At 51.1% G+C, this 24,868-nt stretch carries 26 protein-coding genes and 1 tRNA gene; 12 read left to right on the top strand and 15 right to left on the bottom strand.

What is annotated here, in order from left to right; genetic code table 11:
* Nucleotides 1-37: 37 nt before the first annotated feature.
* A complete protein-coding gene (gene lepA / locus SYNCC9902_RS07990; protein ID WP_011360357.1) occupies nucleotides 38-1,846 on the top strand; it encodes a translation elongation factor 4 in 1,809 nt (602 codons plus the stop codon).
* A 339-nt stretch (nucleotides 1,847-2,185) separates the two neighbouring features.
* Here the strand turns inward: lepA and SYNCC9902_RS07985 are convergent, their stop codons facing one another.
* Nucleotides 2,186-2,530: a hypothetical protein gene (locus tag SYNCC9902_RS07985; protein ID WP_011360356.1), complete on the bottom strand. Its 345-nt coding sequence runs from the start codon at nucleotides 2,528-2,530 to the stop codon at nucleotides 2,186-2,188.
* The gene (locus tag SYNCC9902_RS07980; RefSeq protein ID WP_011360355.1) at nucleotides 2,527-3,963 is read right to left on the bottom strand and encodes a sensor histidine kinase; all 1,437 of its coding nucleotides are present in this window, start codon (nucleotides 3,961-3,963) and stop codon (nucleotides 2,527-2,529) included. Before SYNCC9902_RS07980 ends, SYNCC9902_RS07985 begins: the two co-directional genes overlap by 4 nt.
* Before the next feature lie 81 nt (nucleotides 3,964-4,044).
* Between SYNCC9902_RS07980 and SYNCC9902_RS07975 the strand changes: the two genes are divergently transcribed.
* Nucleotides 4,045-4,866 (top strand): ABC transporter permease, encoded by an 822-nt coding sequence (locus SYNCC9902_RS07975; protein WP_011360354.1) that lies wholly within the window; start codon nucleotides 4,045-4,047, stop codon nucleotides 4,864-4,866.
* A gap of 31 nt (nucleotides 4,867-4,897) precedes the next feature.
* On the top strand, nucleotides 4,898-5,113 hold the full coding sequence (locus SYNCC9902_RS07970; RefSeq protein WP_011360353.1) for a hypothetical protein: 216 nt from the start codon (nucleotides 4,898-4,900) through the stop codon (nucleotides 5,111-5,113).
* Nucleotides 5,114-5,124: 11 nt separating this feature from the next.
* Here the strand turns inward: SYNCC9902_RS07970 and SYNCC9902_RS12740 are convergent, their stop codons facing one another.
* Together SYNCC9902_RS12740 and trmH are read right to left on the bottom strand one after the other, a co-directional pair.
* Nucleotides 5,125-5,298 (bottom strand): hypothetical protein, encoded by a 174-nt coding sequence (locus SYNCC9902_RS12740; protein ID WP_198001732.1) that lies wholly within the window; start codon nucleotides 5,296-5,298, stop codon nucleotides 5,125-5,127.
* Between the two features lie 65 nt (nucleotides 5,299-5,363).
* The gene (trmH, locus tag SYNCC9902_RS07965; protein WP_011360352.1) at nucleotides 5,364-6,053 is read right to left on the bottom strand and encodes a tRNA (guanosine(18)-2'-O)-methyltransferase TrmH; all 690 of its coding nucleotides are present in this window, start codon (nucleotides 6,051-6,053) and stop codon (nucleotides 5,364-5,366) included.
* Nucleotides 6,054-6,172: 119 nt separating this feature from the next.
* On the opposite strand from trmH, the gene SYNCC9902_RS07960 reads away from it, so the two are divergent.
* Together SYNCC9902_RS07960 and SYNCC9902_RS07955 are read left to right on the top strand one after the other, a co-directional pair.
* The gene (locus SYNCC9902_RS07960; RefSeq protein WP_049749446.1) at nucleotides 6,173-6,550 is read left to right on the top strand and encodes an MGMT family protein; all 378 of its coding nucleotides are present in this window, start codon (nucleotides 6,173-6,175) and stop codon (nucleotides 6,548-6,550) included.
* A 3-nt stretch (nucleotides 6,551-6,553) separates the two neighbouring features.
* Nucleotides 6,554-7,891 carry a 16S rRNA (cytosine(967)-C(5))-methyltransferase gene (locus tag SYNCC9902_RS07955; RefSeq protein ID WP_011360350.1) on the top strand — a complete coding sequence of 446 codons (1,338 nt, stop codon included), beginning with the start codon at nucleotides 6,554-6,556 and terminating at the stop codon, nucleotides 7,889-7,891.
* On the opposite strand, the gene SYNCC9902_RS07950 is transcribed toward SYNCC9902_RS07955, so the two are convergent.
* From SYNCC9902_RS07950 to SYNCC9902_RS07940, 3 genes are read right to left on the bottom strand one after another with little or no spacing between them, the layout of a single operon-like run.
* Nucleotides 7,867-9,945: a transglycosylase domain-containing protein gene (locus SYNCC9902_RS07950; protein WP_011360349.1), complete on the bottom strand. Its 2,079-nt coding sequence runs from the start codon at nucleotides 9,943-9,945 to the stop codon at nucleotides 7,867-7,869. The genes SYNCC9902_RS07955 and SYNCC9902_RS07950 overlap by 25 nt on opposite strands.
* Nucleotides 9,942-10,895, bottom strand: a complete 954-nt coding sequence (gene chlG / locus SYNCC9902_RS07945) for a chlorophyll synthase ChlG (RefSeq protein WP_011360348.1) — start codon at nucleotides 10,893-10,895, stop codon at nucleotides 9,942-9,944. Before chlG ends, SYNCC9902_RS07950 begins: the two co-directional genes overlap by 4 nt.
* An 11-nt stretch (nucleotides 10,896-10,906) precedes the next feature.
* Nucleotides 10,907-11,122, bottom strand: a complete 216-nt coding sequence (locus SYNCC9902_RS07940) for a cytochrome b6f subunit PetP (RefSeq protein ID WP_009789358.1) — start codon at nucleotides 11,120-11,122, stop codon at nucleotides 10,907-10,909.
* Between the two features lie 57 nt (nucleotides 11,123-11,179).
* Between SYNCC9902_RS07940 and hisF the strand changes: the two genes are divergently transcribed.
* From hisF to SYNCC9902_RS07925, 3 genes are all read left to right on the top strand, one after another.
* Nucleotides 11,180-11,956 carry an imidazole glycerol phosphate synthase subunit HisF gene (gene hisF / locus SYNCC9902_RS07935; RefSeq protein ID WP_011360347.1) on the top strand — a complete coding sequence of 259 codons (777 nt, stop codon included), beginning with the start codon at nucleotides 11,180-11,182 and terminating at the stop codon, nucleotides 11,954-11,956.
* Nucleotides 11,953-12,654, top strand: coding sequence for a bifunctional demethylmenaquinone methyltransferase/2-methoxy-6-polyprenyl-1,4-benzoquinol methylase UbiE (gene ubiE / locus SYNCC9902_RS07930; RefSeq protein ID WP_011360346.1), 702 nt, complete (start codon nucleotides 11,953-11,955; stop codon nucleotides 12,652-12,654). The genes hisF and ubiE overlap by 4 nt, the downstream gene beginning before the upstream one ends.
* A 94-nt stretch (nucleotides 12,655-12,748) precedes the next feature.
* The gene (locus SYNCC9902_RS07925) at nucleotides 12,749-13,099 is read left to right on the top strand and encodes a hypothetical protein (protein WP_011360345.1); all 351 of its coding nucleotides are present in this window, start codon (nucleotides 12,749-12,751) and stop codon (nucleotides 13,097-13,099) included.
* 157 nt (nucleotides 13,100-13,256) lie between these two features.
* Here the strand turns inward: SYNCC9902_RS07925 and SYNCC9902_RS07920 are convergent, their stop codons facing one another.
* The 3 genes from SYNCC9902_RS07920 to SYNCC9902_RS07910 all read right to left on the bottom strand — a co-directional run bounded on the left by SYNCC9902_RS07920 (nucleotide 13,257) and on the right by SYNCC9902_RS07910 (nucleotide 17,200).
* A complete protein-coding gene (locus tag SYNCC9902_RS07920; RefSeq protein WP_011360344.1) occupies nucleotides 13,257-14,486 on the bottom strand; it encodes a HEAT repeat domain-containing protein in 1,230 nt (409 codons plus the stop codon).
* A gap of 729 nt (nucleotides 14,487-15,215) precedes the next feature.
* A complete protein-coding gene (locus SYNCC9902_RS07915; RefSeq protein WP_011360343.1) occupies nucleotides 15,216-16,172 on the bottom strand; it encodes a helix-turn-helix domain-containing protein in 957 nt (318 codons plus the stop codon).
* Nucleotides 16,172-17,200 carry an AraC family transcriptional regulator gene (locus tag SYNCC9902_RS07910; RefSeq protein WP_011360342.1) on the bottom strand — a complete coding sequence of 343 codons (1,029 nt, stop codon included), beginning with the start codon at nucleotides 17,198-17,200 and terminating at the stop codon, nucleotides 16,172-16,174. Before SYNCC9902_RS07910 ends, SYNCC9902_RS07915 begins: the two co-directional genes overlap by 1 nt.
* Nucleotides 17,201-17,515: 315 nt before the next feature.
* On the opposite strand from SYNCC9902_RS07910, the gene SYNCC9902_RS07905 reads away from it, so the two are divergent.
* Nucleotides 17,516-17,839, top strand: a complete 324-nt coding sequence (locus SYNCC9902_RS07905) for a Nif11-like leader peptide family RiPP precursor (protein WP_011360341.1) — start codon at nucleotides 17,516-17,518, stop codon at nucleotides 17,837-17,839.
* Here the strand turns inward: SYNCC9902_RS07905 and SYNCC9902_RS12145 are convergent.
* The 3 genes from SYNCC9902_RS12145 to SYNCC9902_RS07895 form a co-directional block, all read right to left on the bottom strand.
* Nucleotides 17,836-18,201 (bottom strand): DUF2237 family protein, encoded by a 366-nt coding sequence (locus SYNCC9902_RS12145; RefSeq protein WP_011360340.1) that lies wholly within the window; start codon nucleotides 18,199-18,201, stop codon nucleotides 17,836-17,838. The genes SYNCC9902_RS07905 and SYNCC9902_RS12145 overlap by 4 nt on opposite strands.
* Nucleotides 18,202-18,410: 209 nt before the next feature.
* Entirely contained in the window at nucleotides 18,411-18,896 is a 486-nt protein-coding gene (locus SYNCC9902_RS07900; protein WP_011360339.1) for a hypothetical protein, read from the bottom strand.
* 136 nt (nucleotides 18,897-19,032) lie between these two features.
* Complete coding sequence (locus tag SYNCC9902_RS07895; protein ID WP_232179204.1) at nucleotides 19,033-19,569, bottom strand: hypothetical protein; 537 nt, start codon at nucleotides 19,567-19,569, stop codon at nucleotides 19,033-19,035.
* A gap of 357 nt (nucleotides 19,570-19,926) precedes the next feature.
* On the opposite strand from SYNCC9902_RS07895, the gene glyQ reads away from it, so the two are divergent.
* From glyQ to SYNCC9902_RS07880, 3 genes are all read left to right on the top strand, one after another.
* Nucleotides 19,927-20,799 (top strand): glycine--tRNA ligase subunit alpha, encoded by an 873-nt coding sequence (gene glyQ / locus SYNCC9902_RS07890; protein ID WP_011360337.1) that lies wholly within the window; start codon nucleotides 19,927-19,929, stop codon nucleotides 20,797-20,799.
* A 96-nt stretch (nucleotides 20,800-20,895) separates the two neighbouring features.
* Nucleotides 20,896-22,728 carry a ComEC/Rec2 family competence protein gene (locus tag SYNCC9902_RS07885; RefSeq protein WP_232179203.1) on the top strand — a complete coding sequence of 611 codons (1,833 nt, stop codon included), beginning with the start codon at nucleotides 20,896-20,898 and terminating at the stop codon, nucleotides 22,726-22,728.
* Between the two features lie 27 nt (nucleotides 22,729-22,755).
* Nucleotides 22,756-22,842, top strand: a tRNA-Ser gene (locus SYNCC9902_RS07880).
* A 67-nt stretch (nucleotides 22,843-22,909) separates the two neighbouring features.
* On the opposite strand, the gene SYNCC9902_RS07875 is transcribed toward SYNCC9902_RS07880, so the two are convergent.
* Complete coding sequence (locus SYNCC9902_RS07875) at nucleotides 22,910-23,647, bottom strand: GAF domain-containing protein (RefSeq protein WP_011360335.1); 738 nt, start codon at nucleotides 23,645-23,647, stop codon at nucleotides 22,910-22,912.
* A gap of 290 nt (nucleotides 23,648-23,937) precedes the next feature.
* Nucleotides 23,938-24,480: a YqhA family protein gene (locus tag SYNCC9902_RS07870; protein WP_011360334.1), complete on the bottom strand. Its 543-nt coding sequence runs from the start codon at nucleotides 24,478-24,480 to the stop codon at nucleotides 23,938-23,940.
* Nucleotides 24,481-24,868: the final 388 nt, after the last annotated feature.

Below are 24,868 nucleotides of genomic sequence, written 5' to 3'. Positions count from 1 at the left end.
TCAGATCGTTGCCCCAAGGAAGGGAGTTCGCCGCTGCATGACCGACGCCCCCGTTTCACGGATTCGCAACTTCTGCATCATTGCCCATATCGACCACGGCAAGTCGACGCTGGCTGATCGTCTGCTGCAGGACACGGGCACGGTGGCCAATCGGGATATGCAAGAGCAGTTCCTCGACAACATGGAACTGGAGCGAGAACGGGGGATCACGATCAAGCTCCAGGCCGCCCGGATGAACTACACGGCGGCGGATGGTGAGCAATATGTGCTCAACCTGATCGACACGCCTGGGCATGTCGATTTCTCCTATGAGGTGAGCCGCAGCCTGTTGGCTTGTGAGGGAGCGTTGTTGGTGGTGGATGCCAGCCAGGGCGTTGAAGCGCAAACCCTGGCCAACGTGTATTTGGCTTTGGAAAATGATCTTGAGATCATTCCAGTGCTGAACAAAATCGACCTTCCCGGCGCTGACCCGGATCGGATTAAGGAAGAGGTGGAGGCCATCATCGGTTTGGATTGCAGTAACGCGATTTACTGCTCAGCCAAAACCGGGCTCGGGGTGCCGGAAATCCTTCAAGCGGTGGTCGATAGGGTTCCGGCTCCCGCTGATGCCGTCGAAGAACCCACCAAAGCGCTGATCTTTGATTCCTATTACGACCCTTATCGGGGTGTGATTGTGTATTTCCGGGTGATGAGTGGCCGGATCAGTTGCAAAGACAAAGTGCTGCTGATGGCCAGCAAGAAAACCTATGAGCTGGATGAAATTGGGATCATGGCGCCCAATGAGCGCAAGGTCGAAGAACTTCACGCCGGTGAAGTGGGCTACCTCGCCGCATCGATCAAAGCGGTGGCTGATGCCCGGGTGGGCGACACGATCACGCTGTTCAACGCGCCAGCCGACGAAGAGCTGCCGGGATATGCCGAAGCCAAGCCGATGGTGTTTTGCGGGTTGTTCCCCACCGAGGCCGATCAATATCCCGACCTACGCGAAGCCCTGCACAAGCTGCAGTTATCGGATGCGGCGCTGAAGTTCGAGCCCGAAACCAGCAGCGCGATGGGCTTTGGTTTCCGTTGCGGGTTTCTGGGTCTGTTGCATATGGAGATCGTGCAAGAACGGCTGGAGCGTGAATACGACCTCGACTTGATAGTCACCGCACCATCGGTGATTTACAACGTGAATATGGTGGATGGCAGTGAGGAGTTGGTGGATAACCCCGCCACGCTGCCAGACCCTCAAAAGCGTGAATCGATTGAAGAGCCCTACGTGCGTATGGAAATCTTCGCGCCCAATGATTACAACGGAGCCCTAATGGGTTTGTGCCAAGAGCGGCGCGGTGAATACATCGATATGAAATACATCACCAAAGATCGGGTCACCTTGATTTATGAATTGCCATTGGCTGAAGTGGTGACCGATTTCTTTGATCAGATGAAAACCCGCACCCAGGGTTATGCCTCAATGGAATATCACCTGATCGGCTATCGCAAAAATCAGCTGGTGCGCCTCGATGTTTTGATCAATGGTGATCGCGCTGATCCGCTCACCACGATTGTTCACCAAGACAAGGCCTACAACGTGGGTAAGGCCTTGGTGGATAAATTAAAAGAACTGATTCCCCGCCAGCAGTTCAAGATTCCGCTTCAGGCTTCAATTGGTAGCCGGATTATTGCGTCTACCAGCATCAGTGCGATCCGCAAGGATGTGTTGGCCAAGTGTTACGGCGGTGACATCTCAAGGAAGAAGAAACTGTTGAAGAAGCAGGCAAAGGGTAAGAAGCGGATGAAGGCGATGGGCAAGGTGGATGTGCCCCAGGAAGCCTTCATGGCGGTATTGAAGCTGAATGATTAACAGGTTGCTAAGCCTTTTTAGTTATTCATCTAACCTAAATCTTCTTGGTTGTTCTCAATCGATTCTTTGTCGATTTGATTGTAGTAACCCTGGGTTTTTTGAGATAGATGTTCTAGCCATGGTGAGCTTAGCCCCAGAGATGTGGTATTCACAATTAAGGCGCGATCTTGATTGTTGAATTGCCGATTTGTGTTCTGGGAAGAATAAAAATCTGCTGTCGGCTCTTGATCCCAGTTTGACCAACTACCACCGTTGGCGCCAACAGCAATCAGTCGAAGCCTGTTCGCTCGATGGCTGTTGGCTGACGGGCTGTTGGCTGAAGGTGATTCGGTGATGTCTTCACGCTTCAGCAGGATCTGGCCCTAGCAGGAAGTAGGCGATTAAGGCCACCTCGATGCAGGCCAGCATCACGTGGTCGAGCCAGCCGAATTCCACTCCCATTCCCATCCCAGCAATCCAGCTGTTCACCACCACCATCACCACCGCAAATAGCGTGAGGCTGAGAGCAGGCCAGCGGCTCAAATCATGGCGTCGCAGCCACAGGCTCCACAACAGCGGGATCAACACCAGGGTGCAGACCCCATGCAGCAGCCGCATCGACAAATCACTGTGCAAATGCGGTGTGACTGCAGCCCAGGCATTGATCGGGATCAGAAATGAGCAAAACACCAAAAAGGGAATCATGGGCTCAGATGCACGGTGAAGCAGCTCCCTTCGTTGAGACGACTACGCACCTCAATGCTGCCGCCCATGCCCACCACCAGCAGCTTCACCAGTGACAGTCCCAGACCGGAACCGGTTTTCACAGGTGCATTGCTACCGCGCTGAAAGCGTTCGAACACGGCATCGAGCTCGTCCTCTGGAATGCCGATGCCTTGGTCGATCACCTCGATCGCAGAGTTGTTCCCGTCGTGTTGGAGTTTGAGCAGGATCGGACGACCCTCGGGGGAATACTTGTCGGCGTTCTCGATCAGATCGAGCAACACCTGACGCAGACGGGCCGGGTCAGCCTGGGCGATCCCATCACGCTGCTGAGGATCATCGGGGAGGTGCAACACCAACGGGCGCTGCAGGGTGTGGCGTGCCATGTCGGCCACTTGCTCCAATTGATCCGCTAAACGCACCGGTTCGCAGCTGATCGCCAACTGGCCTGAATCTCCTCGGGATAGATCCAGCAGCTCATCCATCAGCCGTTGCATGCGAATGCTTTCGTCCTTGGCGGTTTGCAAGCCATGCACTTGCTCGCTGCTGAGGTTGTCGCCCCGCTTGATCGTGCGATGGATGTAGCCCTGAACAATCGTGAGCGGCGTGCGCAGCTCATGGCTCACCGCACTCACGAATTGCCGCTGTTGGCTCCAAGACAAGGCCAACCGTTCCAGGAGCTCGTTGTAGGTCCGCCCCAGCTGCACCACCTCGATTGGACCTGTGCTGAGTTGAAGCCGCGCTGTATTGAGGTTGTCGGCCGTGACGAGGGACGTGGTGGCATTGAGCTGTTCCAGTGGTTTCACGATGCGCCGCACCAGCCAGCTCACGGCCAACAAGGTGATTGCTAAGCAGCTGCCCCAGGTGAGGATCATCAACTGCAAGTAGTTGCCGAGGGCCTGTTGATTGGCTCCCACTTCATGCAAGATCCAGAGCCGCCCTCCACCGGGGAGCTCTTCCACTAATTCGCTGAGGTAGCGCGTGTTGCCGAGGTTGATCTGTTCTTGACGACCCACAACGCGCTCTGGATTGCTTTGCATGGCGGCGCGAAGCGCCGTGTCCGAAATTTTCAGATGCTCTCGTTGAGGAAGGATCAGGCGTCCATCGGGCTGTTCAATCCACAGCCGGGTGCGATGGCTGGAGTGAACCAGGAGCTCCAGCTGAAGATGTTCAATCGCATTCGCACCATCGGCATTGGCCTTAGCGCTCTGATCGGACCGAAGCGATGCCTGAATTTCGCCCGCACTGCTGCGAAGTGTTTGTGTTTCGTTGTGGATCAGGTTCCGTTGACCCACCCATAACCCCGCCGTTGAGGCGCCAGTAAAACCAGCAAACACCACGAGATAGGTGGCGAGCTGAAGCTGCCCCTGAAGGCTGCCGAGCAGCCGTTGTCGCCAGCGTCGTTGGGATGGCATCAATCCATTCTCATCAGTTCGGTGGAAAATGCAGTGAATTCGGACCGTCCTCGGCCTGTGATCCGCAGCCTCTCTTTTCGAATGGCCCGTTGGGGGCTCGTGATTGTTGGGCTGTACTTGCTGGTGGCCTTGATCACTCCAGTCTTGATCCACTTGGGCTGGCTTCCCGATGCCAATGCCGGACTGTCCAACCCGATTTACAACAGCCCGAGTTGGAGCCACTGGTGTGGCACCGATCGCCTGGGTCGAGATGTGTGTGTTCGCACGATGGCCGGAAGTGGCGTGGCCCTCCAGGTGGTACTGCTCGCTGTGGGTTTTGCCCTCGTGTTGGGTGTTCCCCTCGGAATGGTGAGCGGTTATTTCGGCGGAGCGATCGACCGAACGCTGGTGCTGCTGATGGACACCCTCTACACCCTGCCGGTGTTGTTGTTGTCGGTGGTGCTTGCTTTCCTGCTCGGTAAGGGCATCCCCAATGCCGCAGCGGCCCTCTGCGTTGTCTATGTGCCCCAGTACTTCCGGGTGGTGCGCAACCAAACGGCACAGGTCAAAAGTGAGTTGTTTGTGGAAGCAGCCCAGTCTCTTGGGGCCGGGCCGGTGTGGATCTTGCGGCGCTACCTGTTTCGCAACGTGATCACGTCGGTGCCGGTGTTGCTCACCCTGAATGCTGCCGATGCCGTTTTGGTGTTGGGCGGCCTTGGTTTCCTCGGCCTTGGCTTGCCTGAAACGGTGCCGGAGTGGGGAGGGGATTTGAACCTCGCCCTCGCAGCCGTACCCACGGGTGTTTGGTGGACGGCTCTCTTCCCGGGCTTGGCGATGTTCATCCTTGTGCTCGGTCTCTCCTTCCTTGGTGAGGGGATCGAGGCGTGGGTGAGCGGCGGCGAAGCACGTCCAGCATCAGACTGAACGTCACACTGATGTTGCCTGAGGAGTTCTGATGTCTTGGGGAGTCAGCGCTCTGTTCCTTACGGCTGCTGTTCTGCTTTGGCTGATCGCCCGTGACAACTCCGACGATGTGATCGGTCTTCTCGAGAAGATCATCGCCGTCACCGCCGTGATGCTTGTAGTGCTGCTCAATCGCAGTGTGCTCTTGGAGGGGGTGGCTTTGTTAATCGCCTTTTTCTTGCCGAAAGCGCGTCGCCCCCCCTCCTGAATCAGGACGAACTAGCCCTGGGTTTTGGTTTTCACTTCCCGGATGGAGATCCTGCAGGAACTCGGGAAGATCGCATGGGCTGCCTCCACGGCATGGCCAAGATCCACGGATTGGACCATTTCCTCGCCCCAGTCCTTGCCGCAGTGATATGTCACCGCGTACTGATGCATCTGTTTGTGATCCATCCCTGACAAAGCAACTGATGGAGTTATGGCTCAAGGATGTGTGGGAAACAAGATTTGATGAAGTTTCAGCAGCGCAGCTTCACCGTGCGCGGCAACTCTTCCATCAGTTCCCCTTGTTCATTGAGGCCTGGATAGGGCCTGTTCTGCTCACGGCACCATGCCGCCACCTCGGGGTACGACCATTCGACCAGCAGTTGTTGGTAGTGCTCGGCTGTTAGCCCTTCCCCATGACTTGGGGCCACCCCCGCCGCTTGTCGTTGGCGCAAGGATTCGAATAGCAGCGTGGCCGTGGCGACGGACACGTTCAGGGACTGCACCATCCCGCGCATCGGAATGAACAGGGCTTCATCCATCAGATCACGAGCTTGATCGCTTAGGCCCCATTTTTCTGCTCCCAGCACGAAGGCGGTCGGCCCGGTGAAATCGCAGTCCCGATAGTCCTTGGCATTCGTACCGAGATGGGTGCCATACAAGCGGAATCCCTTGGCCTTCAGAACCTTGATTGCCGTTTCGATGTCGGGATGATCGTTCAACGGCACCCACTTTTGGCTCCCTTGGGCAGTGCTGTTGTAGGTGCGCGGCCGTCCCGAGAAACTCACCGCATGGGCCTCCAGGGCTCCAACGGCATCGCAGCTACGCAGGATGGCCGAAAGGTTATGGGGCTTCTCCACGTGCTCGAGCAGCACGGTGAGATCCGCCATGCGGTGGTTCAAGACGGACTTGAGTCGTTCAAACCGACGAGGCAGCAGGGGCATCGACAGAGTTGATCGTCAAAGAATGTCGTGATCCGTGTTGATGGATCCCTGGCTAAACCGTACGTCCCAGGCTGTTCCATTGAAAGCATCACCCCATAGTTTCAAGACATCAATGGCCAATGCCAAAAGGTGATCAATCCTTGGCTCCACCCTTGGTTCAACCAACCTTCGATCAACGCGTTTGGTCCGTTGTGGAGCAAATTCCCCATGGTCGACTTGCCACCTACGGTCAGATCGCTGATCTGATCGGTGCTTGGGGTTGCGCACGGCAGGTGGGTTGGGCGCTGCGCCGGCTGCAATTGCCAACGGATGTTCCTTGGCATCGTGTGGTGAATGCCAAAGGGCAAATCTCGATGAGCCCGAGCCGTGAAGGCAGCGATTGGATGCAACGACACTTGCTAATCACGGAGGGAATTCCAGTGGATCAGGAGGGACGTTTGCCTTTGAAGCGGTTTCTTTGGCGTCCAGTCGCTATCTCTGGTGCATCAAGCCAATAGCCCTTGACCACCCCTTCGAGCATCGGAATTGCGCCACGCCAGCTGGCATGGAAGGTGTTGCAAGCGGTTGCAGCTGGGGCCTATGCGGATGTGGCGCTGGAACGCTGCCTGCGGGACCATCCGCTGCGGGGGCCTGATCGAGGCTTGGCTACGGAGCTGGCCTACGGAGCGATTCGTCAGCGTCGTGTTTTGGATGGCTGGCTCGATCGAATGGGCAAGGTGCCTGCCTCGAAGCAACCACCAAAGTTGCGTTGGTTGCTGCATGTGGGGCTCTATCAACTGCTGTTGATGGAGCGGATTCCATCCGCGGCAGCGGTGAACACCACGGTGGAACTGGCCAAAGTGAGTGGTCTTGGTCGTTTGGCACCGGTGGTGAATGGCCTCCTTCGGGGGGTGCTGCGGGCCCATGAAGCGGGCGAAATGCTGGAGTTGTCCGCCGATCCAGCGATTCGGTTGGCTCAGCAGACTTCATTGCCCGATTGGTTGGCTGCATCGTTGATCCAATGGCGGGGGCAAGAGGGGGCCGCAGCTGTGGCCGCCGCTTGTAATTACGTGCCGGATCTTGATCTGCGTATCAATCGGTTGCGTTCGACGCCCGAGCAGGTGGGACGTGATTTAGCGGAGGCAGGAATTGAAACCCGTCCGATTTCAGGCTGCGCGGATGGATTGCAAGTGTTGGGCCACAGCGGTGATCTGCGGAATTGGCCGGGGTATGTGGAGGGACATTGGTGTGTTCAAGACCGCGCGGCTCAGTGGGTGGCTCCACTGCTGGAGCCCAAGCCTGGGGACCGAGTTTTGGATGCTTGTGCAGCTCCCGGCGGTAAGGCCACACACCTGGCGGAGCTCATGGGTGATGTGGGTGAAATCTGGGCCATTGACCGCTCTGCGGGGCGTCTCAAACGGGTGGCAGTGAATGCGGCGAGGCTTGGACTGGGTTCGATTCAGGCTTTGGCCGCTGATGCGGCGCAGCTCTCGAGAGAGCGCCCCGAGTGGAATGAAACCTTTCAATCGATCCTGATCGATGCACCGTGCTCGGGGTTGGGCACCTTGGCCCGCCATCCCGATGCGCGATGGCGGATGACACCGAAAGCCATTCAAGAATTGCTCCCGCAGCAACAGGCGTTGTTAGACGGCCTCGTTCCTTTATTGGCTCCTGGTGGACGCTTGGTGTATGCCACTTGCACGATGCATCCAGCTGAAAACGCCCAACAAGTGGCCAACCTTCTCAGCCGTTGTTCTGAGTTGACCTTGGAGCGGGAACAACAACGTTGGCCGGATGCGGAAGAAGGTGGTGATGGCTTTTATGCCGCCGTTCTTCAGCGGGTCCAGCGCCGCTCCTGAATGCGTGGCTTCATCCAATTTCGTTGTGGGCTTGCAGCAGGTGCTTGGCTCTCTCTCGGGGATGGAACCGGTGCAGGCGGTGCAAACTCCGGAGGGAATGGCATGCCTGTTGATGGAAATGCACTCCCAGCTGGGGCGTCGAGCTGTTCCGGAGATTCTTTCTCGTGCTCATAGCCGAGGTAGGCAGCCTTTTTGTCGGTTTTCTTCGGTTTCTTCCTGCCAGGCACTCGCCATGGACGATTCAGCTCAGGCTTTGGCGGAAATTCCTGAACGGGGACTTCCGCTTCGATTTGAAGCATGAATTGTTTCCAAGCCCATGCCGCCTCGCCGCTGTTGCTTTTGGTTTCACGGTTGTCGTCATAGCCGAACCAAACGGCGGTGGTGAGTTGGGGGATGGAACCGATGAACCACAGATCCCGTGCACCCTCTGAGGTGCCTGTTTTGCCGGCCACCTGACGATCATCCATTTTTGCTGCGATGCCGGTTCCTCCAGTTACCACGCGCTGGAACATCCAATTCATCGCATCGGCAACATCACTGTCGAGAGCCCGCCGTCCCCGGTCTCCATCCACCCGACGGCTCCAGAGAATGTTGCCTTCCGGCCCTCGGATTTCTTCAAAGGGACTGGGTTTAACGAAGACGCCACGGTTGGCAACACCGGCATAGGCCGCGGCCATATCCAACACGGTTTGCTCATAGGCACCAATCGCCATCGGGTAGTACTTGCCGAGGGGGCGTTGGGTGCCGATCTCAAATTTGTTGGCGGTTTCGATGATGGCGTCGAACCCCACGATGTCTTGTAATTGCACAGCCACGGTGTTGAGGGAGTTCTTCAGCGCATTCGCAAGCGACACCTTCCCGTAATACTTATTGCCAAAATTTTTCGGGCAATATCCATTCCAGCAGCGCTTCTTATCGAGAACAATGGTTTCCGGTTTAACGCCCAGGTCGATGGCTGTGGCGTAGGGGAACAGCTTGAAAGTGGAGCCCGGCGAGCGCAACGCCAAGGTGGCTCGGTTGAACTGACTCTCGTAAAAGTCGCGCCCTCCCACCATCACGCGAACAAGTCCGGTGCCCGGTTCGATCGACACCATGACGCCCTCGGTATCGAACGGGGCGTTTTTGAGGATCACATCGCGAGCTTTTATTTGCCAGTCAAGGTTCAAGCTGGTTCTCACCTTGATCCCGCCCACTTCCAGTTGTTCTGGGGTCACCAGCTTGGGTAATTCCTGAGCCACCCAGGTGGTGAAGTACGGAGCGGAGCTGTTGAAATACTTGGGTGTGGCCGGCTTCAGAGCGAGGGGAGAGGCGCTTGCTCGTTCCGCTTCCACGCGGCTAATCGCTCCCGACTGGGCCATGCGATCAAGCACTAAAGCCCGCTGCTTTCGGGCTAAATCTGGATTCACCAAGGGTGAATAGATCGACGGAGCGGGTGGGAGCCCCGCGATCAATGCAGCCTCAGCAACCGTTAGTTGATCGGTGGTTTTTGAGAAGTAAATCCATGCTGCATCTGAAACGCCGTAGGCACCGGAGCCCAGATACACGTAGTTCAGATATTGCTCGAGGATTTGTTGCTTACTGAGTTGCCGCTCAAGCTTCAGTGCCAGAGCGGCTTCCTTCAGTTTGCGCGTAATGGTGCGGTCTTGGCTCAGAAAAACGATCCGAGCCAATTGTTGGGTAATCGTGCTCGCCCCCTCACGCACGGCACCCTGTCGCACGTTGGTGACCGCCGCCCGTGCAATGCCCCAAGCGTCGACGCCATCGTGCTGAAAGAACCGGCGGTCTTCCGCAGCGATAAAAGCGTTTTGAACCAATGGCGGCATGGCGCCCGGCTTGATCTTTTCTCGAGTCGCAGGACCCAATTTCTGGATGATCTTGCCCTGGGACGAGAGCAGCGTGATGGTTCCGGGTCGATTAAAACTGGCGATTCCCCGTGCATCGGGAAGCGTCGAATCAACCAGTTGCGTGACCGCACGGGTTCCTAGGGCTGCGCCGACGCCAACAGCCGCTGCTGTTCCTGCGATAAGGGCCCAATGGAGACGGGTGCGATTCACATCACCTGGGTCAGAGAACTGTGGCCAACAGCTAAAGCCGTTACCAACATGCCAAGAACTAAGAAAGGCTGAGCACTGGCTTGATATTTCACATCAAATTCAACGGGGTCAGTCAACAGCCAGATGTCCTGAAATGTGATCTGGGGAATGATTAACAGCACCAGAAGAACAGCTGCGAAATGCTGGCCAATGGCAATCAATACCCCGACCATCGCGAGTTGGAAAATATCGATCATTCCTGCACTGATCCAACTGGCACGTTTGATGCCAAACACCACAGGAAGAGATTGAAGTCCAAGGGCACGGTCGCCCTCAACGCTTTTGAAATCGTTCACTACCGCGATTCCCAGTCCCGCCAAGCTGTAGGCCAGGGTGAGCAATGCTGTCGTCCAGGTGAGCTGCCCAAATAAGGCTTGGCCGGCCCACCATGGCAACGCGATGTAGCTCGCGCCGAGGGCATAGTTCCCGAGCCAACCGTTCTGCTTCAGCTTCAGGGGAGGGGCTGAGTAGATAAAGCTCACAAAGGAGCCACCCAGCGCCAGCAGGAACACCACGGGTGTGGTGTGTTGGGCCCACACATCGAGCCCATAGGACACACCGAGGCCAGCCAGCAGCAGGATCCAGATTTGAAGTTTCACCTGCCCTAGGGAAATTGCTCCAGAGGGAATGGGCCGGTACGGCTCATTGATCGCGTCGATCTCTCTGTCGTAGTAGTCGTTGATGGTCTGGGTGAACCCAGCCAGCAGCGGACCACTCATCAGCATGCAAGCGAATGCCGCCAGCACGTGATCCGACTGCCAGTGGTAGTTACCGCTGGCTGCTGCTCCGCAAATTACCCCCCAAATCAAGGGAATCCAGGTGACTGGTTTCATCAGCTGCAACCGCAGCTTCCAAATATTGGTGGTGCCTGAGGCACCTTTCATGCCCAGCAGCTGACGTGCGTCGCTCACAGAATCCGAACTCAGGCAGCGGTGATTTCGTCTTCAAAGAACCAGCTGGTGGAGCCGTCGCTCAGGTCAACCACCACGCCAATTCCTTTGCCGTCAACGGTCCGGAACTCCTTCACGGTTCCAGTGGGGTCTTTCTTGAGTAGATCCACCAAATTTTGGGGAATCCGATCCCGAACGCGGGAAATTCGGATTTTGGATCCGATGGTGATCGATGCAGCCTGGGACATGGCCTGCGAGGCTTGGAGAGTGGCGCAACCTTAACAGTCGCTTTTGCGCTCAGAACCATGGTTGCCCTGCGTCTTATTCCTTGCCTCGATGTTGCCCGTGGCCGGGTGGTGAAGGGCATCAACTTCGTAGGCCTCCGCGATGCCGGCGATCCGGTGGAGCTGGCCTGTCGTTACAGCCATGCTGGCGCCGACGAATTGGTGTTTCTCGACATCGCCGCGAGCCACGAAGGACGAGCAACGCTTGTGGATTTGGTGCGACGCACCGCCGAGTCGGTGACGATCCCCTTCACCGTGGGAGGGGGAATTTCTTCGGTTGAAGGCATTACCGAATTACTGCGGGCCGGGGCCGACAAAGTGAGCCTGAACTCCTCCGCCGTGGGGCGGCCAGAGTTGGTGCGGGAAGGAGCGCAGCGTTTTGGTCGTCAATGCATTGTTGTGGCGATTGATGCGCGGCGTCGTAACAGCGGCACGGATGGCTGGGACGTTTACGTCAAAGGCGGGCGAGAAAACACCGGTTTAGATGTCGTTCGCTGGGCACAACAGGTCACCGAGTTAGGCGCAGGCGAAATCTTGCTCACCTCGATGGATGGAGATGGAACACAAGCCGGATATGACCTCCAGCTCACCCGGGCTGTGGCAGCTGCCGTTTCAGTGCCGGTGATTGCTTCTGGGGGGGCTGGCTGTCTGGACCACATCGCGGCGGCGTTGGAAACCGGGCCTGAGGGTGGGCATGCCTCAGCAGCATTGTTGGCGTCGTTGCTGCATGACGGTGTTCTCACAGTGGAGCAAATCAAGGCCGATTTATTGGCTCGTGGTCTCAAAATTCGACCATGAAACCTGGAGATGCTGCTGCTGTTGAGCAGCTTTTTGATGCTGTCGCTCCTCGCTACGACCGTCTCAATGATGTGTTGAGTTTGGGTTTGCATCGGCAGTGGAAGCGGCAAGTGGTGCGTTCGCTAAAGCCCGTCGCTGGTGAGCACTGGCTTGATTTGTGCTGCGGTACTGGGGATTTGGCCCTGGAGCTTGCCCGTTGCGTGCGTCCAGGCGGAATGGTGATCGGTGTCGATGCCGCTGCCACCCCACTGCAAGGGGCTGAGGCGCGTCAGCGGCGTCAGCCATGGTTACCGGTGAGATTTCAGCAAGGTGACGCCCTGGCGACGGGATTGCCATCGGCGACTGCCGATGGCTTGGTAATGGCCTATGGCCTGCGAAACCTGGCTGATCCCGCTCTTGGTCTTAAGGAAATGCACCGGGTGTTGAAACCAGGCGGTCGCGCTGCGGTGCTCGATTTCAATCGTTTGCTCCCTGGCTCGGCAGCAGCCCAGTTTCAGCGCTTTTACCTCCGAGGCCTTGTGGTTCCGATCGCCGCTTCAGTGGGCTTAAGGGCTGAATACGCCTACCTCGAGAAGAGCTTGCAACGCTTCCCGATGGGTGATGAACAGGAGGCGCTGGCCCGTCAAGCTGGATTTTCGGAGGTCCAGCATCAGCCCATGGTTGGAGGGCAAATGGGCTGCCTGATGCTCCGCGCCTGAAACTCCGCGCGTGAAGCTTTGCTTGGAGTGCTTGCGCTAAGCCATCAAAACGACCTAAAGAAGCTGAAGAAAAGATAAAGAAGGAGGGTCCCTCTTGGCTTTTCCTCTCCCTAATTTGTTGTCCGACATTGAGGATTTGCTGCAAGACGTGCAGTGGCTCGATGGCTTGATCCTGGTGACCGACTCCGAGCGAGCCAGTTTTGTGTCGTTCTCCCAGGTCGACCCCTTGTTACGCCGGTTGCGCCAGCGCCCCAGGGGGGCCGAGGTGGCCGAAAAGCTCTGTATGTCGTTGCTGCAGGCCCATGGCAAAGGGGCGGCAAAGCCCGTATTGGTGTGTCAGGGGAATGGACGTTTTTGGTTGGGGATGATCGGCCTTAGCCCCATGCAGCGTCATCGCCACAACGCCATTGATCATTTGTATCGGTGCTTAGAGCTGCCGGCTTGAGTTCTGCGGAGCCCCGTTGGGGGGGGGCAACGGTTGTGGAGCTGTCCGGCATACGACAGTTGCCAATTTCGTTCGGAACAGATGCGTCAAAAGGTCTTGTCGAGTCTGCGTAGATTCATCCCAAGACAATAATGTTCGCTAATTAACTATTAAAAATCTAGAGTTCTATTTGAGACTGTTGCTTATCAATCATTCGGGCAAACACTTGTTGGCAAGACCATCGCAGTGGCTTCCAGTATGCGGAACTTGATAACTGGTAAAGAAGGTCTAATTGATCATAAAGATCGAGTTTCAAGCAAGCCCAGGCTGCTGCAACCCTCGACTTCGTGTATTGCGGAGTGGTCTCTGCAAGAGCAGATTTTACTAAGTAACTTTTCTCAGAGAATTGTCTTAGTCCTACAATGCAAGTGAGGTAATAGTGTGTCACATAGTCTGACCAGAGTCTTTCTTCCATGCTGTTAATAATTTTCAGGCAATCCTCTGAATTAAGATTCATCAGGCTTAGTGCAGCTCCATATTGAATCGCTTCATCTCGATGGCTAAGGCATCGTTCGATCTCTTCAGGAGTAGGTTTGCATTGCCATTCGGGTCTGATCTTTAGATGTTTCGGATTATCAGTTAAAAGAACCTCAAGTTGTGAGATGACATGTTTCTGCTGTAGTTGATTTCGGTCATCAATAATCTGAAAACAACTATTCGCTCTTAGCGACATCGAGATCGGTGCATCCACCAAGCTCTTGATTCGATTCGGGTCTATAGCATCGCCTAAATCGATCACTGCCGAACGTCGTTTTCCTGCAGTGGTATCGAGTAACTGGGTTTCAAGTGGATTTAAAAGTTCAGTTTTTCCATAAAGTTTTGCTTGATAAGCTCGTGCTGCACCTGCAATCAAGGCTTGTTCATGATCACAAAGCTCAGCAATCAATTTTTCGGCTTTTAAATGTTTGATGTTGAGTCTTGTATGGGCCTGAATCACTGCTCGAACCAACGTACATTCTCCATTCAAAAGCGATAAGAGTAGATCTTTGTTCTCTTCACTTGGATCCCAATCGATGCGTACAAGGGCATAAATTGCGTTTATAACAGCCTCTGTATCTGTACAGGTCAGAACATTTGTTAAGGCTGGAATTGCCCGTTTATCCTTTCTTCGTCCCAAGGATTCAATAGCTTTTCTACGTGTTATTCGATCATATAATTCATCAATTTTGAGGTTATTTGTTGCCGTTAATAGTGCGTCTAGAGATTCGTTGGTCTTGCTCAATCCAAGTCGAGTTGCTGCAAAATATCGATCTGCAGGTCTTGGAACAGTTGAGGTCTGAGCCATTAATAGGGAGAGTGCATCTTGCTCACTTATTCCCTGGACAAGAACATCAAATCGCTCAGCCATCTTTAATTTATAGGATCATTCGAATATAAATTGATTGATATCTTTCCATTTGATAATCTACATATAATATTTTCTCTAAGCAGTCATTGTAAGCCTTCATTGTAGTTTTGCTCTTTTGCTCTCTTGCGCATCAAGTAGGCCTGATAGGTCATCTATGCATCTTGCGTATATGCATTTATGCAAGAATCATAGATGTGCAGTGGTGGCTACTCAATATGAACTGAGACTCTTGACAGATTTACATGCATAGCAAATGCAATTAACAAGCAATGATTATTTTTGGCTGAAATTGTCTAAAGTTATTTAAATCTCGGCAAAAATGGTTTAAATATCGCGACCTACTTGTGTGACCTTTTGTCGATTAGTTCGATCAGATGTGCATCATGTTTATCACAAAAGTCGGAGACGCATTGCCTTAAAATATGGCCAATCGATACAGATTCTGTATAACAAAGAAGTTTTAGCTTTTTGTGGAGCTCATCACTAAGTTCAAAAGTTACTCTTTTCATTATTTCTTTAGAAAGGGATGATGCACTTGGTCAACAGTTGCTTTCGCGAATTATGCGCTTATTTTACTTTCTTTGATAAGAAATGGATACTGCTTTACGAAGCTTAACCTTGTTGGGCGATCAATATGGTGGGCCGCATCGCTTTTCTCTCAATCGTTCGTGGCAAAATGGTAAGCATGCATTCTCAGACGTGCTCTAATCCCAAGCAGCAAAGCTGGCATCAAAGCTCTTGGCTTCTGTCCAGTGTTTGACTGGGAAGTTCTCCAAAACTAGTGAAATATCTCCTTGAAAACCGTCCTTGGTGTTTAAACCCGTAGCCAAGAGCGACATCACGAACGGTTAGGGCATGATTCTTTTCATTTTGCTTGAACATTAACAAGGCTCTTCTAGCCTCTTCAAGTCTTATTTGCGTCATCATTTCAATGATTCCCATGCCGAAGTAATCTTGGCAAACTCTGTATAGAGACGCTTGACCAGTATCTAGATACTGACATACATCTGAAAGTGTCATTGGAGAGCTCATTCGGCGGCTGTCATGTGAAAGCTGCACAATTTCGCCAAGCAACCGATAGTTTTTTGTCAATCCCTTCCTATATCCTCTTTTATCGCCACCTTCTAGGCAGGCAACGATTAGGTCATAATATTTTGTCGGATTCATTATTCCTCTCACCAAGTCCTTCCTTGTTAATTTCTTAAGTTGATACAAAGACTCACTACTTACATCGAGACCTCTTGCTTTTGAGAGATTATCGATTGCTTGTGCTGCATTGCATTCTTTAAGCATTTTCATCAAAATATTTTTATCAAGCATGCATGCTGTAGATGAGCAATTATTTGAATATTTACCCCATGAGTTCCCTGGTGAAGTATTGAGAGTATTGAATCCCCCAAGACTAGTTTCTTTCATTTCATACCCCTCGCAATAGCCGAAAGGATCATTCAAATGGCAGGTTGGTGTAATCCAATTGAAGTCAACCGACCAAGTTGTTCCCCAGCCCTCATATAAAAGTGGTTGTGTTGACTGTATTTCAGCTAAAGCGATTCCAGTAGATTGTTTGAACGACATCGTATATTTCCCCTCACCCGGCTCAAGTTGAGTGATGCGGGTTGTCTGTCCCAACTCATTGAGAGATTCTGAGAGCTGGAGATGATCTGAATAAGAGAGTTCTAATTTCATTAACTACGCCTCGTAAATAGATCTGTTACCAATACAGAGGCCTTGCTTGATTTATTAATAGTCTCATCGGGGCTTTCTTGAAATGATTGATGGTAAAATTTCTGAAATGTTGTCCAGTTCTTAAATCCATAGTACAAAGCATTTTGCTTCTTTGTGAAATTTTTCAGCCCTTTTGGTACGTGTGGATTGAGGTATGACTTCTTGACTTGCTCTAGTCTGATGCTTTTTATTAAATCGAGAATGGGCATATCAAAATTCGTTCTACATGCAATGCTTAGGGACTCTTTTTCTGTGTTCAAATATTTTGTGATCTCACTAATTGTTAGGGGTGGCATTCCTTCTCTATCTTCATAAAGTAGCTTAACAAGATCTTCTATGAGCTCTGTTTTGTCTGATCTTTCAGTCAGAATTTCTAGATCACACGGTTCTTCTAATGTTGCAATTGCTAAATCATAAAAAGCTTCTGACTCGCGTAATCCTTTTGTAAAATGACGTTCAAATAGGCTCTTTAGTTGAATGCTTGCTGAACTATTTGAATCAATTCCAATACATTCCTCAAGCTTAGCGAATGCATTGTATGCATTCATTTGATTAATCTTTTCTTTCACCTTTTCCCACTTAAGACTCATGCAGCAAAGCTGAGTATTTGCGCCAACGATATCCCATACGTTTCCTCCTGTTTTGTTTAATCGATTAAATCCTGCAATACTTAGATCCATCATCTTATGACCACTGATGATAGTATTGGTTTGCGCTTGTTCGCCGTTACTATTTATCCAGCAGAAGGCTACAGAGTTTTGGTTGGCTTCTTCTTCATACAAAATAGTTTGATTTGATTTGAAAATTTCAAGGTGCGCATCGTTGATTGGCGCACAAATCGAACTAGTAACCAGCTCACCTTTGCTTAGTTGGGTAACATTGCATGAAAAATTTGATTTTGAATAATAATCTGAATAATGATTTATGCAATAGCTCTCCATCGAGAGGAGATCGTTGAAGACAAATTCTTTCGCTTTCCTTGCCTTCATTCTTGTGTATTGGTGAGTTATCAGTAATAAGTAAAACTATTTTAGTTTGTTCTTGCGGAAGTGAATAGTTGCTGTTGCGTGCCTTTACATTTTAACTTTCCAGAAGATTCATGTTTTTTCCTATTCTCGCGATTTGTTTACTTCTCTTCATTGTCGCAGTTATTATTCCTGCTATTGCGCTGTGGCGTGGCAGCAATATTGGATTTTGATGGAGAACATATTCGTTGTATCCCCATTATATTAATCGAGAAAAGTACTATTCGGTCACATTTTTTGGAGAATCTGTTGTATTCATTTTGAAGCGATACTTGTCTGATGTCTAAGTCTGCATTGCATGCTTTCATCGATAGAGCTCGAGCTGATGAGGATTTTCGTTCAAAACTTGCACATCTTGATCCCAATCAAATAATTGAATTTGCTGGACAGCATGGTTTTTTGTTCTCGGACGAAATTAAAGGGCGCTTTATCAATCGATGGAGCGGTGTTTATTTTTGCCCCCAGGCCATCGAGGTTGGACAGCTGTGTCCTGCTTTAGTTCCCGATGGTTACAAAAATCTGATTCATTATGCTCAATCGACGTGTAGTTCTAGCAATCTTTCAGAAGAGGAGCGGGATTTCAGGTCTGGAATAAAATATTAGATAATCTCAAATGCAAATGATTTTAAAATATTTAAGGGTATTACTTGAGTTGCAGATAGATTTGTCGATTCAATAATGATGGGTGGTGCTACTCCGTCAATTCTGGCTTGTTCCCATCGTTCAGCACATAAGCACCAATGGTCCCCCGCCTTAAGGCCCGGGAATTCCATCAAAAGGTTCGGATCAATTAGGTTATTACCTTGTGATTTAGTATATTTAAGGAAGGTATCTGTTACGACACTGCATATAGAATGATTGCCTAAGTCGGACTGGTCTGTTTTGCAATAACCGTCTAAATACCATCCTGTTCTTGGGCTGCATCCACATATTTTTAATGGTTTTCCTAGTAGGTTGAAGAGCATTCCTGAAGTCGTAATTAGCTTGGTTATCCAAGACTTGTTATAAATAATCCTAATTTTGCCTAACCACTATTTTCAATCAGCAATAATGCCCACAGTGTTCATAAATGAGTTTCGCGAAATGCTGCTGTTGCGCTTTGCTGTAATCATTCTGTCGCTAGGCCATTGAGTTGGGTCTGATGAGATTACCGATTTGAATGATGCCTCGAGTTTTAGGTTCGCTGTTCTGAGCCACCAGTTGGAACACCTCTAGTGGCCATTTCGTACATTTGTTGATGAATATTATCCGGCTCAATATTAAACCAATCGATATACCTTATCGCTTTGATCTTCTTCTCGCCTAAATTGAATATTTTATATTCTAGCGTTATGAAATCACCTTTGTAGGCTTTATATCCCAATTCTAATAAGATCTTGCCTTGAGTGGTCGGAAGATGAATGTCTGCATGATTTGTGCTTGTTGTCGTCTCGAGCGTCACAGAAGCGTTGGTTCCATCTCCTGATATATCTCTAACTCTTAGAAATAAAGCCGAATTAAAATTTTCATCGATCAATCTTTTTGAGCTTTTCCTGATCGTCCAGTTGCATTGAATTGTTCCATTATTAATTTTGTAATTAAGGCTGTCCTCTCTGCTGTTTATGCCGCTGGCCGTTAGATATTTCTTAAGAGAGTTTATTTTAGATCTTAGCCATTTCATTGAGTGCTTGTGCTGTGTTCTTGTGGAATATTATGGCCTCATCGTCTAGACATTTGTGTCTAAGTATACTATTTTAATGTGATGATTGATGTATAAGTGTGAAGTGAGTTGAGACATGGTTTTGGGATGTATTCCACTATTCCTTATCGTTTATTCCGTATTGTTTATATGCAAAGTAACTTTGTTTTCGTGGCCATTTGTCCCAGTCTTCTTTTGAAATCATGTCAGTCGGTATATTTCTTTCTGTGCAAATGAATTGCATTGATTGTTCGTTGTCTATGCATTCTCGGTTTTTTTCTTCTTGTTTGTCCGCTAAGTCTATTTTTTCGACTAGGATTTTACGGTCACGGCAAGTATCATCTCTTGTCGCGATCAAGTCTTTGTACTGACCTTGAATTTCATTCTCTTCAAAATTATCTGGTGGAACAGACCGTTCGAGCTCTTCTATTTCCTGTTTCGCAAACTCACACTTATTGTTTTCCGCGATTCGCTCTCGTCTCCATTGCGCTTTGATCTCATTTTCATTCGGTAGCGTTAATACAGTGACTGTGCCACCTTGGTTGATCCACGCTATTGATGCCTTTTGTGCCTCGTCCCTCGAACTATGTCGTCTGACGCAAGACGTCAATGTAAGTATTGCTAAAAGAAGAATCGTTCCCCTTGATATTGCCATGTGATTCATGGTTTTTTAGCTGTTGATGCGAGTTTCTTGTTGAGAAAGCTCAATTCAACTTATGTTTATATCTTCCTACTATATCAGTCCCGGCTCTTGATAATTTCTAGTTCACTCTCAATGATTCTTTTGATGTTGTTGTTGGTCTGTTTTTTTGCTCCGTTTTAAAACAATTGAAAAGTTTTCAGGGGGGCTGTGGGTTGTCTGTCGTCCTGTGACGTGGTTTTGTTTGAAGGTGGTTCCCAATTCACCCTGCACATCATTTGGGAAAATAGCCTTGTTGTTCCGGCGGGATCAACGAGCAAACAACAATGCTTTCCGCCCAAACACCCCACCACCACTTGAAAAGACCGACATATGCACTTTCAAGACATCATCGGCACGCTGAACAGTTTCTGGGCCAACCAGGGCTGTTTGTTGCTGCAGCCCTACGACACGGAAAAAGGGGCTGGCACGATGAGTCCTCATACGGTGCTTCGTGCCATTGGGCCTGAGCCTTGGGCTGTGGCTTACCCCGAGCCCTGCCGCCGTCCGACGGATGGCCGCTACGGAGATAACCCCAACCGGGCGCAGCATTACTTCCAATATCAGGTTCTGATTAAACCGTCCCCTGACGCGATCCAGGAGACCTACCTCGCTTCCCTGGAGGCGTTGGGAATCAAGGCAGCAGATCACGATATTCGTTTTGTTGAAGACAACTGGGAATCCCCCACCCTTGGCGCTTGGGGTGTGGGTTGGGAGGTATGGCTGGATGGTATGGAAGTCACCCAATTCACTTACTTCCAGCAATGTGGCGGACTGGATTGCAAGCCTGTCTCGATTGAGATCACCTACGGGTTGGAGCGTTTGGCGATGTATCTCCAGGATGTTGAGAGCATTTGGGATCTGAGCTGGAACGCCGACCGTAAATACGGCGACATTTGGCTCCCCTTTGAAAAAGGTCAATGCAAATTCAACTTTGAGGCCTCCAATCCAGATCGGCTCAAGCAATTGTTTGCCATTTATGAGGCTGAGGCGTCGGATCTAATCCATCAGCAGTTACCCGCACCAGCTCTCGATTTCGTGCTCAAGTGCAGCCACACGTTCAACCTGCTCGAGGCGCGTGGTGTGATTTCGGTGACGGAACGCACCGCCACCATCGGCCGGATTCGCAATTTGGCTCGAAAGGTGGCAGAGGCCTGGTTAGTGGAACGCGAGGCCTTGGGTTTCCCGCTGCTTCCCAGTAACTAACCAAGAACGGGGGGAACACTCGCGTTAGCTGCGGGTATCGCTCTGCCAACGCGCCGATCCATTGATTACATCGCCCTCGGTCTGTTCCTGTTTTTGTTGATCAAGGGGCTGTTGTGGGGGGCCCCATCACCTGGCGCCCATGATCCATCTCTGCTGAATGGCCGCACCGTTGAACTGATCGGTCGGTTGCACGCTGATGCCCGGGTTTTCGACACCAGCTGTTCGGCCTTGATCGCTGTGGACCGTATCGATGGTCGTCGCTTTCGCGGCCGCACTGAGGTGGTCCTGCAACCTTGCCTAAATCCTCCCCAGCAAGGCTGGCAGTTGAAGCTCACCGGTGCGTTGAAGGCGCCGCAGGCCGGTGTTCATCGGCTTGTGTCTGGGCCTGCTAGCCGTCTTCATCGGCTCGGTAGTTGGAGTCAGCTCCGGGCGGATCAGTGGCAGGTGTTGCACAAATCTTGGACTCCTATTGCGGATGCACGTCGGTCGGTTGCCGCACGGTTTCAGCAGGTGGCGGGTCCCCAACGCGGTGGTCTGCTTGCGGCCCTTGTTCTCGGTGGGGCCCAAGTTCAACTTCCGGCTGAGTTGCGCGAAGCCTTCCGTGTTGCTGGCTTATCGCATGCCTTAGCGGCTTCTGGCTTTCATTTGTCGGTTGTTCTCGGCGCGGTCTTGGCCATTGCCCGTGGCCTATCCCGTCCGTTTCGGGTGTCGCTCGGATGTTCTGCCTTGCTCATGTTTCTCACCCTCGCGGGGGGGCAACCATCGGTAGTTCGTGCGGTGTTGATGGGGGCGACGGCATTGCTGATCCGCGAGTCAGATCAGCGCAGTCGGGGAGCGGGCGTGTTGCTATTTACTTTGATTCTGATGTTGTTGATTCGTCCCGATTGGGCCCAATCCGTTGGCTTTCAACTCAGTGCTGCTGCCACTGCTGGCCTCACCTTGTCGGCCCCCGGTGTGGAACAACAACTTTTGCGCTGCTGTCCATCGAGGATCCGTTGGCTGGCTTCTGCAATCGCGGTGTCTTGGGCGGCCTTGATCTGGACCCTGCCGCTTCAATTACTTCATTTCGGATCCACACCGCTTTACGCGCTGGTGGCCAATCTGCTGGCGGCACCCCTGTTGGCTCCCCTCACGTTGTCGGCGATGGGCCTAGCGGTGGTCGCCTTGCTCTTGCCCCACCCTCTTTTGGTGGGATTGTCTTGGCCCGTGCAGCAACTCGCGGGGATGTTGATTTCCCTGGTGCACTGGATTAGCCATTGGCCCGCAGCCCAATTACTGAGCGGTCATCCGCAGCCTTGGGTGGTGCTGCTAATGGCTTTTGGTTTGATTCCTTGGGTTATTAGCTCCCAACGCGGATTACGTGGTTTTGGCGTGGTGACTCTTTTGAGTGCCGTTTTTCTCCATGCCGTTGTGCAGCTGGGGGATGGGGTTGTGGTTGCGTCGCGCTTTGGCCGCCACTGGCTGTTGGCTCGTCATCGCGGTCGGGCCGCTCTGGTGAGTACCCATGCCGAACCGCAAAGTTGTCGTTTTGCCAAGCAACTGGCGCATTCCCATGGACATCGTCGTTTGGATGGGATTGTTCTGTTGGATCCTGTGGCTTCGGAGGCGATGGGATGCTGGATGTCGATGGCGGAGCATGTCCAGGCTCCGCATCAGGGACACCTCCCCCTGTTGAAGGGACAACGCTTGCGGAGCGAGGGCCTGGTGCTCTCGTTGCTAACTGATAAGGGGCAGGCTTTTCAGCTGCAAGCTGGTGAGCAACGATGGCGCCTGCTGCCCAAGCCTCAAGTGCTTTGGGCAGCAGGCCGATCGTCTAGTGCTCGATCAGGTCGATGGACAGGAACATGGCTGGGTTTTAAGCCCACGCAGGATCAGCAACGTTGGCTGCATCGTTTAAAGGCCAAAGACGCCATGCGGGTGGACCCTTAGAATCGAAATGCGTCTTTTTGACGTTTAGGAGAGGTGGCAGAGCCCGGTTGATCGCGCACGACTCGAAATCGTGTAGGGGTAACACCCTCGAGGGTTCGAATCCCTCCCTCTCCGTTTAAAAAAAAACTTGTTGAGAAATTGCCTTGAAAGAGATACGATTTTGGCAACAAAATACCATCTATTAGATTGCCGTTTCTTTTGTATTGGCTTTCTCTTCTGCTCTCCATGTTTGAAGAACATCGGGAAAATGTTCTTCAATGCATGTATCGCAGATGCCATGGCTGAAGTTTAAGTTTGTGCGAGATGATAAGTATTTATCGAGATGCATCCAGTGTCCGCTCGTATCCTTTGCCTTGCGGCAGTAAGAGCAAGTACTAATAATTCCTCCTGCATCTGTTAGAGAGCAAAAAGATTCAATGAGCTTGATTGATCTCTTCCTTAACTCAAGAAAAGAAACCGCTTGCCTTGCCAGTGATTCCATGATTTCGCACTGAACATCTGTGAGGCCATGGGGCTTACGATCAATGACGCAAAGGGTTCCAATGCGATGGTTTTGATCATTCTGTAAGGGAAAACCTGCATAGAGTCTGATCTGAGGGTCTCCTTTTACCAGCGGATTATCGACGAAACGTTCATCCTGTAGTGCGTCTTCAATAATTAATGGCTCAGGGGAGTGAATCGCATGGGCACAGAATGACCAGTCTCGTACTGTTTCTTCGACATCAACGCCCACTTTTGATTTGAACCATTGGCGATTGGTATCGACCAGGCTGAGCAGAGCGATTGGTGTGTCGCAGGTGAGAGAAGCTATTTTTGTAATGTCGTCGTAGGTTTGTTCCGGTTTCGTTCCAAGAATCCTGTATTCACTGAGTGCTTTCAGGCGTTCTGCTTCATTTATAGGGATTTCCGGGGTCTTCAACGTTGCGGCAATCTATTTCTTTAATCTTGGACGCAATCTCGTCATTGGACAAAAACGAGAATAAAAATTTATTTGAAATTGTTTAAGTGTCGAGTCATGAAGCTTTGTACTGATTTAATACCCAATAATTATCGGCTTTAAGTGCCGTATAGAGCTCTCTTGGGATATACGCCTGATTAGGAGTTGCTCAATAAAAAGAGGCTGTACTGATATGGCTTGATTTAATGTAGTTGCTGCATAGCGCCTGTCCAGTCAGTTTTCGTTCATTGATAATTTCTATGTGCAAGGCTTCAATGGTTGTTGTTATTCTGGCCGACGAGCCAAGCACTAAATGAAAGCATTAGAACGCATCCGCAGTACTGAAAAACCTCAACAATTGAATCGACCTCAAAGCTAATCATTAACTTAAATGCCGTTACAATTAAGGCAACGATAATGACATTGGTCAGTTTTTGTTTGAGGCTTTCGAGCGAATTGATACTAAGAATATTTCTTCTGTCGTCAGTTAAGTCTTGTAAGCGAGGGTCGATATCAGAGATAATTAATTCGTAGACACCGTAGCCGAAAATAAGCAATGCTATTCCAATCACATAGTAATCAATTCCTCCTACGACTTTGCCAAGAAGGAGGATGCTTTTATCAGAATCGAAGTGCCCATTAAAGAGTTTATGCAGTGCCGATAATTCTTCCTGTGTTCCTAAAATAAAACAGCTTATGCTTCCTAAAAGGCTCATTAAAACGGGAATAATACTGATCAGCCTGAAGCGCCATAGCCATCTTTCAAAGTTTGCTTCAATGCGATTCCTTCTGTTCTGCGAGGTATTTGTATTCATGGCAAGCTCGTTTCTAGTTGTTGCTCTTTAGTGGATTATTACTCATATGTTGTTGTTTGGGAATGCTTGATGATTCAGTGAAATTTAAACCAAGCTTTAAACCATTTTGCTTGATTGAATGAATTCTTTGTGGGACGGCCCCTCATCTGGCGGTTCGATGGGTTTCACGCTGTTAGGCCGAATCATTTTTACAGGTTTAAACTATGGAAAAGTTGTTGATCTGAGATGGGTTTAAGGGCATCTGCGCGTCAATTGCTCAAACGTGTGATTGGGGAGTCGTCCTATGAAAAACTTCGGAATGCCTTGCGAGACGGCCCCAATGGTGTCTTAAAACGAGGGCGTCCAAGCCCACGGACCTCAAGCAGCAGTGCCACCCCCTTTCTGGAGC

Origin of the sequence: Synechococcus sp. CC9902 (assembly GCF_000012505.1) — a bacterium.
Classification (GTDB): Bacteria; Cyanobacteriota; Cyanobacteriia; order PCC-6307; family Cyanobiaceae; genus Parasynechococcus.
The sequence above is the reverse complement of the archived record's forward strand: the minus strand, read 5'-3'. Positions and strand labels throughout refer to the sequence as shown.